We start from the raw sequence: 14026 nt of genomic DNA, 5'->3' as shown, positions 1-14026 counted from the left end.
GTAGAACAGGGATCACCCCGCACCGCGTCGACAATTAGAAGAGAACAAGAGCGAGCATGGACCTTACGCGCGAATCCGAGTTCCCCGCCGACCTGAGCCCCTTGGCCTGGGTCCAGGAGGAGCTGCGCCGCACGCTGGAATCGGTGCACAAGGCCCTTCGCCGCGTGCTGCGCGATGCCGATGCGCGGTCGACGACGCTGGGCGGCGACGGCCAGCCCAGTCCCGCCCTGCAAGGCGCGGCCCAGCAGATGCACCAGGCCGCCGGCGTGCTGGCGGTCGTCAGCCTGCCCGCCGCGGCGCATCTGCTTCGAGCCGCCGAGGCGACGCTGTTCCGTCTGGCCGAAAACCCGGCCGCCGTGAGCATCGCCGAGGTCGAGGCGGTCGAGCGCGCGGACTTCGCGGTGCTCGCCTTCATCGCCAAGACACTGGCTGGCGGACAGCCGAGTTCGCTGGCGCTGTTCCCCGCCTACCAGACGCTGCAGGAACTCAACGGCGCCGGTCGGATCCACCCGGCCGACCTGTGGACCGAGGAATTCCGCTGGCGCGAACTGCCGCTGGACCGTGGCGTGCGCGCGCTGACGTCCGAGCAGATGCGCACCCCGTTCGAGGCGCTGCTGCTCAAGCAGATGCGCGCGCCGGCGCCGGGACAAGGGCAGCTGCTGAGCGATCTGTGCGCCGGTCTGGCGCTGACGCAGACCCAGGCCAACGCGCGGACGCTGTGGATGCTGGCCGCGGGCCAGTTCGAAGCTCAATCGCGCGGCCTGCTGCCGGTGGACACGCTGGTCAAGCGGCTCGGTTCGCGCCTGCTCGCGCAACTGCGCGCCGGCAGCGACGCGGCGCCTTCCGAGCGCCTGGCCAAGGATCTGCTGTTCTTTGCCGCCGCCGCCAAGCATGCGCAGCCCGGCTCCGCGCCGCGCCTGAGCGCGGTGCAGCAGGCCTATGGCCTGATCGAGGCCGACACCGTCGACTACCGTGACGACGCGCTGGGCCGCATCGATCCGAACTGGGTCGCTGCCGCGAAGCGTCGCGTGGTCGCGGCGAAGGAATCCTGGGCCTCTGCCGCCGAAGGCGAGACCCACCGGCTGGGTGGCCTGGACGAGCAGTTCGCCAACGTCGCCGAGTCGCTGCAGAAGTTGTTCCCGAGTGGTGAAGTGCTGGGCGACACGCTGCGCCGCGCCGTCGTCACGACGCTGCGTTCGGGCCGCGCGCCCGAGCCGGCGCTGGCGATGGAGATCGCCACGTCGATGCTTTATCTGGAGGCCGCGCTCGAGGACGAAGCCTTCGACCAGCCTGAACAGGGCGAGCGCGTGAAGAGCCTGGCCCGCCGCATCGAGTCGGTGGGTCACGGCGAGGCCCCGCTGGCGCTCGAGAGCTGGATGGAGGAGCTCTATCGCCGCGTCGCCGACCGGCAGACGCTGGGCTCCGTCGTCCATGAACTGCGCGCGAGCCTGTCCGAGGTCGAGCGCCAGTGCGATGAGTATTTCCGCGACCCCAGCAAGCGCGACCTGCTGATCCCGGTGCCGGGACAGCTGCAGGCGATGCGGGGCGTGTTCAGCGTGCTGGGCCTGTCGCAGGCCGCGCAAGCCACGCTGAAGATGCGCGACCAGGTCGACGAGCTGGCCAACACCGAGGTCGATCCGACGCTGTCGGGGCCGCGCGCGCAATTCGACCGGCTCGCCCACAACCTGGGCGCGTTGGGTTTCCTGATCGACATGCTGAGCGTGCAGCCGCAACTGGCCAAGCGCATGTTCCGCTTCGAAGAAGACACCGGACTGCTGCAGTCGCTGGTGGGCCGCGAAAGCGAACTGCAGGCGGACGGGGAGGAACTGGCCGCTGCGGAAGCTGCGGCACAGCCCCAGCTGATCGATCAGTTGCAGGCCACGGCGCAAGCGGTTGCGCAGGGCGATCGCTCGACTGAGGATCTGGCCCGCGATCTGGAGCGGATCTCTCACGAAGCCCGCGCCGCCGACGACCTCGGCATGGCGCAGGCGGCTCAGCAGGCGCAGCAGCAGCTGTTGTCGGCCGGCGGCGACGCCGCAGGCAGCCATGCGGCCGAGTCGTTGCAGCAGTTCATCGAGGCCGCCGCCCCCGCGGCCCCGCCGGCGCAGGCGCCGAGCGCGCCGATCCCGCAGGCCGAGGAAGCCATCGACGAGGAGATGCTGGGCATCTTCCTGGAGGAGGCGGCCGAGGTCGTGACGACAGCTCGAGAGGCGATGACTGCGCTCGCCCGCAACGGCAGCGACAAGGAACAGCTGACGACCGCGCGTCGCGCCTTCCACACGCTGAAGGGCAGCTCGCGCATGGTCGGGCTGAACGAGTTCGGCGAAGCAGGCTGGGCCTGCGAGCAGCTGTACAACCAGCGCCTGTCGGAGCATCCGCAGGCCGATTCGGACCTGCTGCGCTTCAGCAACGAAGCGCTGGACGCCTTCCAGGCCTGGGCCGCCGCGATCGCCGAAGGGCGTCCGCACGGTTTCCACAGCGCGCCATTCCGCGCTTCCGCCGACGCGCTGCGCCTGGAAAACCGCTACGTGCCGCTGCAGGTGTCGGCCGAGCCGGTCGCCCCCGCAGCCGCGCCGATCGCCGCCCTGCCTGACGCCGTCGAGGTGGTGGAAGTGGTCGAGGTCGGCTCGGTCCCTGACGTGATCGAGGTCGCCGAGGTGGCTGAAGTCGTCGAGGTTCCCACCGTCGACGAAGTCCATGACATCGATCTTTCCGGTCTGCCGGAGCTGTCGCTCGCCGACGAGGTCGCGGCGCCTGCGCAGCCGGCCACGTCCGAACCTGCATCCGACGAACGGGCCGCGCTGGACCTGCTCGCCAGCCTGGACGCGGAACCGGTTCCGACGGGCTCGGTCCTGCCGTCGCTGGATCTGCCGGCATTGGATCTTCCCGGCCTGGACGTGCCGGCGCTGCCGGTGGCTGACCTGGGCATCGTCACCGCCGTCGAGCCCGCAACGCCTCACGCCGATTTCTCCCTGGACTTCCCGGGCGAGCTGCCCGAATTGACCCGGGCGGTGCCGGAACTGCGTTCCTCGATCGACCTGGACGCGCTGTCCGCGGCCGACCTGCCCGCGCTCGACACGACGATGTCGCTGCCGACCGTGGCTGACGTGATCGAGCCGTCGTCGCTGCCGACACCGTCGACAGCCGAGTCGCCACTTGCCGTCGAGCCGCCGGTCTTCCACGACGAGCCGACTCAGGCCCTGGAGCCGACGCTGACGTCCGTCGAAGAAGCGGATGTGACGATGGACCTGCCGGCTGGCTGGCCGGAAGATGCGGCGATGGTCGAGATCGAGGCCACGACACCGATGCCGCTGGACGAGCTGCCGGTCGCGTCGGTGGTCGACGAGCCTGCGTTGGACCTGCTGGATCTGTCCGACCTGAATACCGAACCGGTGACCGCGATCGATGCGGCGTCTGCGCCGGATCTGTCGCTGACGCTGGACCTGGGGCAGGAGCTGGTCGACACGCCGCCGGAAGGCCTGTCGCCGCGTACCTTGTCCGATCTGGACCTGCCGGACCTCGACCTGGACACGCCGCCCGTGCCCGCGACGCACGCGCCGGCGCTGAGCCTGGTGGGCGGAACGGCGGTCACTCCGCCGGCCGCCGAGGCACCGATCGAGACGCTCGACGAGGATGTCGACGCCGAGGACAGCGACGAAGGTGTCAAGGTCATCGGCCCGCTGCGCATCAGCATCGCGCTGTTCAACATCTTCCTGAACGAAGCCGACGAGCGTTCGCGCCGTCTGCAGGTGGAATTGACCGAGTGGTCGCTGCTCCCGCAGTCCCCGCTGCCGCAGGACGCGGAAGCGCTGGCACACGGCCTGGCCGGCAGCGCGGCGACGGTCGGCTTCGACGACCTGTCGACGCTTGCCCGCTGCCTGGAACATGCCCTGGGCCGCGCCCAGGGTCATGAGGTCGGCGACCCGACGCTCTTCCAACGCGCCTCGGACGAGATCCGCCGCCTGTTGCATCAGTTCGCCGCCGGATTCCTGAAGGAAGCCGATCCGGCGCTGCTGGTCGAACTGCAGGCCTTCGAGCCGGGCTCGGTGCTGCCCGACGGTCATGCCGACAGCGACGAGGGCCTGCTGGCCATGTCGCTGGAGGAAGTGTCCACCGCCTCGCTGCCGGCCAGCCTGCTGAGCGTTCCGGTGACGCCGGTCGTTCCGGACGAGCCTGAATTCCCCACCTCGCAGGCCGCCTTCCATCGGGCCGCCGAGGCGACCGACGACGATTTCGACTTCAACCAGCCCGACCAGATCGAGCCGGAACTGATGCCGATCTTCGAGGAGGAAGCCGAAGACCTGCTGGGTGAGTTGCACGGCGCGTTGCGCGAGTGGGCGGCCCAGCCGGCGGACACCAGTCGTGCCGCGGCCTGCATGCGTGTGCTGCACACCTTCAAGGGCGGCGCCCGCTTGTCCGGCGCGATGCGTCTCGGCGAGGAAGCGCACCGCCTGGAATCGCAGATCGAGCACCTCCTGGCCGACGGCGAACCCCGCTTCGAGCAACTGCTCGCGTTGCAGGACGCCGGCGACAGCCTGGAACATACCTTCAAGACGCTCCAGCGGACCTGGCGCAATCCGACGCCGGTGGTGCCCGCACCGATGGCGCCGGTCGCGCCGATCGCCGAGCTTCCCGCGTCCGTCCAGGCCGTGGAGACCGTCGAATCGCCCGCCGAGGGTTCGGATGCGATCCCGGCCCCAGTCGGTGACGTGATTGCCGAACCGGAGATCCCGGCCGCGGAGATTGCGGAGTTCGTCGAACCGGCTGTGCCGGTTGAAGAACCTGCGGCCGCACCGGTGATCGAACCCATCGCCGAACCCATTGCCGAACCCTTCGTCGAGCCTGTTGCCGCGATCGCTGAGCCGGTCGCCGAGGTGCCGACGGTCGAAGAGGCGCCGGTTCCCGCACCCGCCGTGGCGGCACCCTTGGCCGACATCGAGATCGACTGGGCGCACTTCAGCGAGGTCGCTGATCTTGGCCAGCCGCTGGAAAGCGCGCCGGTCGCTCCGGCCGCGCAAGTGCGCGTCCGTGGCGCGCTGCTGGAACGCATGGCTGCGCTCTCCGGCGAAGTGTCCATCCGTCGTGCCCGTCTGGAATCCGAGCTGGGCCAGATGCGCACGTCGTTGTCCGACCTGGACGACAACCTGGAGCGCCTGCGCACGCAGTTGCGTGAGCTGGAGTTGCAGGCCGAGGCCCGCATCGCCGCTCGACAGGAAGCCGCGCAGGCCACCGGCAAGGACTTCGACCCGCTGGAGTTCGATCGCTACACCCGCTTCCAGGAACTGACCCGGATGCTGGCCGAGTCCGTCAACGACGTGGCGACGGTCCAGCGCGGCCTGCAGCGCAACGTCGCGGCGGGCGAAGACGAACTGGCCGGACAGTCCCGTTTGACGCGCGAGCTGCAGGACGACCTGCTGCGCACGCGCATGGTGGAGTTCGACAGCAGCCTGGGCGAGCGTCTGCATCGTGTCGTCCGGCAGGCTTCCCGCGAAAGCGGCAAGCAGGCGCAACTCGAGATTCGCGGCGGCGGCGTCGAACTGGACCGCGCCGTGCTGGAACGTCTGACGGGCGCCTTCGAGCATCTGCTGCGCAACAGCGTGGTGCACGGCATCGAGACGCCGGACGTCCGCCAGCAGACCGGCAAGGCCCCGGTGGGCCGCATCGTGCTGAACCTGCATCAGGAAGGCAACGAGATCCAGGTTCGCTTCAGCGATGACGGCGCCGGCCTGAATCTGGCGCGGATCCGCGCCCGCGGCGAGAGCCAGGGCCTGATCCAGCCGGGCCAGGACGTCAGCGATTCGCAGTTGATGGACCTCATCTACGAGCCGGGCTTCTCCACCGCCGATGCGCTGACCGAAATGGCTGGGCGCGGCGTCGGCATGGACGTGGTCCGCTCCGAAGTGAACACGCTGGGCGGCTACGTGCTGACGCAGTCGACCGCGGGGCAGGGCGCGAGCTTCGAGCTGCGCGTGCCGCTGACGACGGCGCTGACGCAGGTCGTCGTGCTGCGTTACGGCGATCGCAAGGTCGCGGTGCCGGCGGCGCTGATGCTGTCGGTGCAGCGTCTGCCGGTCGAGACGGTGGAGCAGGCTTACGTCGACGGCTCGCTGATGGCGGCCGGCGAGCGCATGCCCTTCTACTGGCTCGGCGGCCTGATGCGCCACAGCGACCGCGGCTTCGCCCATGGCAAGACGCTGCCCGTGGCACTGGTGCACAGCGCGCAGCAGCGTCTGGCGCTGCACTGCGACGAAGTCCTGGGCAACCAGGAAGTCGTGATCAAGAACCTGGGCCCGCAGCTGATGCAGGTGCCGGGTCTGGCGGGCATCAGCCTGCTGGCGTCGGGCGACGTGGCGCTGATCTACAACCCGGTGGCGCTGGCCAACCGCTACGGCCACGCTGCGCAGCAGCGCGTGCACGACGCCGAAGCGGCGGCGCGCCAGGTCGTGGTCGAGGAAGCCAAGGTTCAGCTCGCACCGCTGGTGATGGTGGTCGACGACTCGCTGACCGTCCGCCGCGTCACGCAGCGCCTGCTGGAGCGCGAGGGCTACCGCGTGCTCCTGGCCAAGGACGGCCTGGATGCGATGGAGCGCCTGGGCGGTGACGAGTTGCCCACGGTCGTGCTGTCGGACATCGAGATGCCCCGCATGGACGGCTTCGACCTGGTCCGCAACCTGCGTGCCGACGCGCGTCTGGCGGGACTGCCCGTGATCATGATCACGTCGCGGATCGCTCAGAAACACCGCGAGTATGCACAACGGCTCGGAGTCAACGATTACCTGGGCAAGCCCTATGACGAAGAGCACCTGTTGGGCCTGATCGCCCGATACACTTCGCATCTGTCCGCCGGCCAGCCGGCGAGGGCGTAGCGTCCGGCCTCCCGGACATCGGAAAGCCGGCGCCAGGATCCTCCCTCCACGCTGCAAACACCATGTCCGGGGTAGTCGACCATCTTGCCGAACTGACGGGCTTCCGTGACCGCGATGTCATGGACGTCACGCTCGTCACCGCCCTGCGGGATCTGCTCAACGGCCCGGTGGCCGCGGTGGCGATCTACCGCTGCGTCGGCGAGCCCGGCCAGCAACGCTGGCTGACCCGGGCACGGCTGCGCTCGGGCGACTCGGTCGCCACGGCCGACTCGCTGTGGGTCGATCCCGAATCATTGCCCAGACTGGCCGAGCACGCGCGTCGCCTCGAATGCCTGACGCAGCGCAGCGTGCTGCAGCAGCGCGAGGGCGACGAGTGGGTGACGCTGTTCCCGCTCGCCACCGAGCGCGAGGTCGTCGGCGTGCTGGAACTGCACACCGCGCGCCGCCTCAAGGCCGAGGCGCAGCGCATGGTCTCCAGCGTGCTGCGGATCTATCACAACTTCCAGGGGCTGCTGGACTACAGCGAGCGCGATACGCTGACCGGCCTGCTCAACCGCAAGACCTTCGATGAGAGCTTCCTGAAGGCCGTCTCGGAACTGCCGATGCGCGCGCTGGGCGAGGCCGCCGCGCAGGATGAGACGGGCGAGGATCGCCGGCATGCCGCCGTGCATCCGCGCTACTGGCTGGGCGTCATCGACATCGACCTGTTCAAGTCGATCAATGATCGTTTCGGCCATCTGATCGGCGATGAGGTCCTGCTGTTGCTGTCGCGGCTGATGCGCAGCAGCTTCCGTTTCAACGACCTGCTCTACCGCTTCGGCGGCGAGGAGTTCGTCGTGCTGATGCGATGCGAGGACGAGCCCGACGCGGCCCATGCCTTCGAGCGATTCCGCAACAACACCGCGCAGTACGCGTTCCCGCAGGTCGGTCGCATCACGGTCAGCATCGGCTTCACGCAGATCCGCGGCGGCGATTCGCCGGCTGCGGCTTTCGAGCGCGCCGACAAGGCCGTCTATCACGCCAAGGGCGCGGGACGGAACCAGGTGCAAAGCCACGCCACGCTGGTCGCGCAAGGCGCGATGTCCGAGGCGAAGCACCTGAGCGACGTCGAACTCTTCTGACATCGTGACCAGGACGTGGCGCTGGACCGCGCTCGCCGCCTCGGCGGTCGCAGCGTTCACGGCGCTGCTCATCGGCTGCGCCTCTCCCCGCCTGCGAGCGGGCCTGACCTGCCGGCGCAGCCTGGTGCGCAACTGGCCGACGACGGCAGCCACCACTGGCAGGACTTCGACTGGACCGATCCCGCTCGCCATCGCGCGGTCCCCGTGCGCGTCTATTGGCCCGGCGGCGCCGCCCCGGCCGGTGGCTGGCCGGTGGTGGTGTTCTCGCATGGCATGGGCGGCTCGCGTCGAGGCTACAGCTATCTTGGCAGCTACTGGGCCGCCCACGGCGTGGTCGCGATGCACGTCCAGCACATCGGCAGCGACCGCCGGCTGTGGACGGGCGGCTTCGGCTGGTCCAACTCGCTGAATCTGGTCCTGCGGCTGCAGCATGCGGCCCAGCCGGAAGAAGCTGTCGACCGCACGCAGGACGTGCGCTTCGCGCTGGACCAACTGCTCGCCGGGCCGTTGGGTCCTCAGCTCGACCCGGCACGGCTCGCGATCGCCGGGCATTCCTACGGCGCCAACACCAGCCTTCTGCTTGCCGGCGCCAAGGTGTCGGCGTCCACGGGGATGCTGGGGGGTGCCGCGTCGATGCCCGCCCTGGCCGATCCGCGCTTCAAGGCGGCGATCCTGATCTCCGCGCCACCGTTCTACGGTGAAGGCGACCCCGTGCCCATCCTGGGCGGCATCGCCATCCCCACGCTGCACATCAGCGCCACCGACGACGAGATCACCATCCCTGGCTACTACAGCGGCCCGGCGGACCGTGTGGCGCTGTTCGACGCGACCGGCGGTCCGCACAAGGCGCTGGCGATGTTCAGCGGCGGCTCGCACAGTATCTTCACCGACCGGATGAACACCGGTGGCTTCGACCTCAATCCCAAGGTCAAGGCGGCCACGCGTGAACTGAGCCTGGCCTATCTCCGTCTGGTCCTGGACGGTGAGGACGCGCCGCTGCGTGACTGGCAACGGCGCCACGGCGCGTTGCTCGCACGCTGGCAAGCCCCTTGATCCGAGCCTGAACAGGACGTGCGATCGGGTCAAGTCCTGACCCCGCGATCGAGTACGTCGTGTATTGAGCGCGGACTCCGGCGGGTCGACGTGGCTTCCGCGGAACGCGGCACGTGAGCAGGGACTTGCTTTTCCGGCGCTACCCCTCTAGCGTTAGGCCCATGTGAACGGTCTCCGCAGAGAGACGCGACACCGGCCCCGGATGCGAGGGGCCGTAGAGAGGCGCGACGACATGTCGCGAGCCACAGAAGCACTGGGGTGGATGTCGGCGCGGATGTCATCGCTGTGATGCCGTCGTCCACAGGGTTGTACCAACACGGGCGCGCAAGCCCGGACCTTTGATGCGCATGCTGACCTTTCCGGTGGCTGCGGGCCTGTTGCTGGCCGGCTGCGTTGCTTTCGTGGCCACCGCCTACGGCGAGTACCGCAGTCTTGGCGAATTGACGCGTCAGGAGAACGTGCGCGCCCACGCGTTGCGCACGCAGCAACTGATTTCCGACCTCAATGCGCTGCTGATCGATCTCGAGACCGGCACACGCGGATTCCTGATCACCGGCGACGCCGCGTTCCTGCAGCCGTACGAGCACGCCCAACGCGACCTCGATGCCCACTATGCCGAGCTCAAGACCGCGCTCGCGCGTTCGGGCGACCGCCAGGAGGCGGCGTTCGTGCGCCTGGACCGCTTCATCGCCGAGCGCCGCCAGCAGGTCGAACGCCAGGTCGAGAGCCGCTGGAAAGAGGGCGAATCGGTGCTGAAGGACCGTCAGGCCTACGTGGCGGGGAAGCAGCTGATGGACGAGATCCGCGGCGAACTCGGCCGCTTGAAGTCCGTGCAGCAACAGCGGATCGACGGGATCGAATCGGCTGTCGCGATCCAGACGAAGGAGACGACGCTGCTGGCGCAGGTGCTGCCCTTGGCCGGCGGCGTGATGGTGGCTGCGGCGATGGCGGCGCTGTGGATGGAACGCGAGCGGCGTGACCAGGCCGAGCGCGCCTTGCGCGACAGTCACGCGCAACTGGAAGGCGCCGTGGTCGAACGCACCCGCGAATTGACCGAGGCGCTCGGCCAGATCCAGAGCTTTGCGGCGGAGCTGGATCGCAGCGTGGAGGCGGAGCGGCGCCGTCTGGCGCGAGAGGTTCACGATCAACTGGGCCAGCTCGGCACGGCGGCCAAGATGCTGGCGCTGTCCCTGGCGCGCAAGATCGCGCCGGCCAAGGAACCGATGCATGAGGAGATGCTGACCATCGCCGACGAAGTCATCGGCGCGGCGCGGCGCATCGCCAACACGCTGCGTCCGCCGCTGCTGGACGACTTCGGCTTCGCCGCGGCCGTGCAGCACTACGTGCAGGGGCTGCAGCGGCAGAGCGATCTCATCGTCGATGTCGACCTCGCGTCCGACGAGGCGCTGACGCCCGAGCAGCATAACCAGCTGTTCCGCCTGCTCCAGGAGGCCGCGACGAATGTGCTGCGGCATGCGCAGGCGCAGCAATTGACGATCGAGTCGCGCCTCGAGGACGGCGAGTACCGATTGAGGATCGAGGACGACGGGGTGGGCCCCGGCCATGTGCGGGTGGACGCGTCAGGTTTACGGAACATGCGGGAACGCGCCGTGCTCGCAGGCGGGGACATGATGTTCGGGCCGGCGCCCCAGCGCGGCACGCGGATCGACGTCCGGGTGCCGCTGGACGCTGGCGCAGACGATGCGGGGGGCGCGGACGGCATCACCAGTGGTGCCGTCGCGAGGCGGGAGAACGAGGAGGGTTGGGATGAGATTTCTGATCGTTGACGACCATCCGATCATGCGACTCGGGGTCAAGCAGTTGATCCAGGGTTACTGGCCGCAGGCGGTGATCGACGAAGCGTCGACCATCGCCGAGGGGCTGCAACTCGGCCAGGCGAACAAGCCCGACGCGCTGGTGCTGGACCTGTCGTTGCCCGACGCGAGCGGGACCGAGGGCGCCAGCCGCATGCTGCGCGCGATCAAGGGCGTGCCCGTGCTGGTGCTGAGCCTCAATGCGGAGTCCGCCTACGCGGCGCGGCTGCTGCAGATGGGCGTCTCCGGCTACCTCCCGAAGGACAAGGCGACCGACGAGCTCGTCGTCGCCTTGCAGCGCCTGCTGCAAGGCGGGCGCTATGTCACGGCGGCGATGGCGGATCACCTGCTGGGGCTGCTGAGCGGCGCGACGCCAGGGCAACTGCCGCATGAGCAGTTGTCGGCGCAGGAGCACCGCGTGATGCTGCTGATCGCCGCCGGCAAGACGCCGGCCGAGATCGCCGACACCATGCACCTGTCGGCCAAGACGGTCGGCACCTACCGTGCGCGCATCCTCGAAAAGACGGGCTGGCGCAACAACACCGAGCTGACGAAGTACTGCGTCCAGCACGGTCTCACGGACATCCAGTGATCGGGCGCAAGACGTAGGTGATTGCCCGACAAACCCTGCGGAGGCAACCCGACACCAGCTTGGGCGCGGTGCTGCTGCTGCGGGCGCAAGGGCGCGCGCAAGATGCCGGGCAGGCGGTGACAACCAGTCGCCGCGTCGATCCGGAGCACCCCTTCATGGATATCTTTCTCGTCGAGGACTCGTCGGCCATCCGCCGGCTCCTGGCACGCCGGCTTGAGGACCTGCCCGGCGCGCGCGTCGTGGGCGAGGCGGACTCCGCGCCGCAGGCGATCGCGCTGATCGACTGGCTGCAGCCGGACACGGTGTTGCTGGACATGACCCTGCTGGTGGGAACCGGGATCGACGTGCTGCGCAGGCTGCGCGCCAAGGGCTATCGCGGGCGCATCCTGATGCTCACGCATCACGCGATGGATGCCTACCGAGACATGTGCATGAAGGCTGGCGCCGACGGTTTCTACGACAAGGGGAGCGGGCTGGAGACGCTCTTCGGTGATCTCGATGAACTGCTGCAGAGCGAGCTGGTGGTCGGGCGGCAGCAGCGGCCGTCGCCGTTGCTGCGCGATGCCGCGACCGGCCTGCTCGGACAGGTCGCCTTGCTCGAGCGGCTGGACCAGGTGTTGCGCATGGTCCATGCCGAGGCCGGCAAGGTGGCCGTCTCGGTGGTCGTGCTGAAGGGGCTGGAGGCGCTGCTGCGCAGCCAGGGCGTGTCGGCGGCGGCACCGGTGCTGGTCGAGATCGGCCGGAGGATGTCGGGCTGCGCCGGCCCGGCCGACCTTCTGGCGCGACATGCCAACGAACAGTTCGCGCTGGTCGTCTCCCGCTGCGGATCGGCGCAGGAGGCGGAAGCGTTGACAGACCGCATCCGCGAATCGCTGGCCGACCCCTTCGATCTGGGCGGCCATGAGGCCAGGCTGGACAGCCATGTCGGCCTCGCCGTCTATCCGCGCGATGCGGTCTCCGCACGCGGACTGCTCATCCTGGCGGAGGCCCGCGCCCACGGCACGCGGCTGCCCGAAAGCGGCAGCGCCGTGGTGCACTGACGGGACACCGATGCCCTCAGCATGACGCTCACATGCCCGTGACGTTCATTCCCCGGAGAACCCCCGGTCCTTGACCACGGCATAGCGCGCCATCGTCGCCATCCGTGCCGTCTCATGCCGCACGACCGGCTCCGGATAGTCGCGCCCGAGCACGACGCCGCAGGCCGCGAGTTCTGCCGGCTTCGCCAGCCACGGTGCGTGGATCAGCTTGGGCGGCAGCTTCGCGAGTTGCGGCAGGTAGCGCTTGATGAACTTGCCGTCGGGGTCGAACTTCTCGCTCTGGTTGACCGGATTGAAGATGCGGAAGTAGGGCTGCGCATCGCAGCCGCTGGATGAGGCCCATTGCCAGCCGCCGTTGTTGGCGGCGAGGTCGAAGTCGATCAGCTTCTCGGCGAAGTAGGCCTCGCCGCGGCGCCAGTCGATGCCGAGGTCCTTGATGAGGAAGCTGGCCGTGACCATGCGCAGCCGGTTGTGCATGTAGCCGGTCTCGTTGATCTGGTGCATCGCCGCGTCGACCAGCGGATAGCCGGTGCGGCCCTGGCACCAGGCCTCGAAGTCGGCATCCGCATCGGGGCCGCCGGCCCAGGCGATGCGGTCGTATTCAGGGCGGAACGCACCCCCCACGACATGTGGATGGTGATGCAGGACCTGGTGGTAGAAGTCCCGCCAGATCAGTTCGGACAGCCAGGTCTGCGCGCCCGCGCTGACGTTCTTGCCGGCCTGCGGCGCATGGCCGCGCTGCCAGGCTTCGCGTGCCAGGCGGCGGATCGAGATCGTCCCGAAACGCAGGTGCGTGCTGAGATAGCTGGGACCCTTCGCGGCGGGAAAGTCGCGTGTGTCGGTGTAGCGGTCGATGCGTTCAAGGAACTCTTCGAACAGGCGCTGCGCGCCCGCGCTGCCGCCGGTCAACGCCGCGGCGAGACCGGCTGGCTCGAATCCGATGTCGCCCAGCGACGGCACGCCGCGCTGGGGCGCCTCCGCCAGATGGGACGCATAGCGCTCGACCGGATAGCTGCTCAGGAAGAACGGATTGATCTCCCGCAGCCACGCGTTCTTGTAGGGCGTGAAGACGCCGTAAGGCTTGCGTGAGCCCGTCAGGATCTCCGAACGTTCGAAGACGACGTGGTCCTTGAAGCTCTCCACCTGCACGCCGCGTGCGAGCAGCGTGTCGCCGACATCGGCATCGCGGCGCAGCGCGTCCGGCTCGTCGTCGTGGTTGAAGTAGAGCGCGCCGATGTCCAGTTCCGCTGCCAGGGCCGGGATCTGTTCCCGCGCAGTCCCGTGCCGCACGATCAGCCCGGCGCCGGGCGCCAGCGCCGCCAGGTCCGCGTCCAGCACGCGCAGGGCGTCGACGATGAACTCCACACGGCGGTCCGCGCGCGGCAGCACGTCCAGGATGTCCGTGTCCAGCACGAAGGCGCAGAACACGCGCGGGTGACGCTTGAGGGCGTGGAACAGGGCGGCATGATCGTCCGCGCGCAAATCGCGCCGGAACCAGACAAGGGCGTTCATGGAGAGGGAGTGTCGGTGAAATAGAATC

At 68.9% G+C, this 14026-nt stretch carries 7 protein-coding genes; 6 read left to right on the top strand and 1 reads right to left on the bottom strand.

Going from position 1 to position 14026, the window contains the following annotated elements; all coding sequences use genetic code 11:
- Nucleotides 1-56 precede the first annotated feature (56 nt).
- From AC1VNM_RS17920 to AC1VNM_RS17895, 6 genes are all read left to right on the top strand, one after another.
- Entirely contained in the window at nucleotides 57-6866 is a 6810-nt protein-coding gene (locus tag AC1VNM_RS17920) for a hybrid sensor histidine kinase/response regulator (protein ID WP_483107818.1), read from the top strand.
- A 62-nt stretch (nucleotides 6867-6928) separates the two neighbouring features.
- Entirely contained in the window at nucleotides 6929-7987 is a 1059-nt protein-coding gene (locus AC1VNM_RS17915; RefSeq protein WP_377160256.1) for a GGDEF domain-containing protein, read from the top strand.
- A 15-nt stretch (nucleotides 7988-8002) separates the two neighbouring features.
- On the top strand, nucleotides 8003-9040 hold the full coding sequence (locus AC1VNM_RS17910; protein WP_483107817.1) for an alpha/beta hydrolase family protein: 1038 nt from the start codon (nucleotides 8003-8005) through the stop codon (nucleotides 9038-9040).
- Between the two features lie 341 nt (nucleotides 9041-9381).
- Nucleotides 9382-10827 (top strand): CHASE3 domain-containing protein, encoded by a 1446-nt coding sequence (locus tag AC1VNM_RS17905; RefSeq protein ID WP_483107816.1) that lies wholly within the window; start codon nucleotides 9382-9384, stop codon nucleotides 10825-10827.
- Complete coding sequence (locus tag AC1VNM_RS17900) at nucleotides 10808-11446, top strand: response regulator (RefSeq protein ID WP_377160262.1); 639 nt, start codon at nucleotides 10808-10810, stop codon at nucleotides 11444-11446. Before AC1VNM_RS17905 ends, AC1VNM_RS17900 begins: the two co-directional genes overlap by 20 nt.
- Before the next feature lie 68 nt (nucleotides 11447-11514).
- Nucleotides 11515-12486: a response regulator gene (locus tag AC1VNM_RS17895; RefSeq protein WP_483109299.1), complete on the top strand. Its 972-nt coding sequence runs from the start codon at nucleotides 11515-11517 to the stop codon at nucleotides 12484-12486.
- A 45-nt stretch (nucleotides 12487-12531) separates the two neighbouring features.
- Here the strand turns inward: AC1VNM_RS17895 and AC1VNM_RS17890 are convergent, their stop codons facing one another.
- Nucleotides 12532-13998 (bottom strand): cryptochrome/photolyase family protein, encoded by a 1467-nt coding sequence (locus tag AC1VNM_RS17890; protein WP_483107815.1) that lies wholly within the window; start codon nucleotides 13996-13998, stop codon nucleotides 12532-12534.
- Nucleotides 13999-14026: the final 28 nt, after the last annotated feature.

Source organism: Mitsuaria sp. MSU3D (genome assembly GCF_056867975.1).
This window is presented reverse-complemented; position numbering and strand designations above follow the sequence as displayed.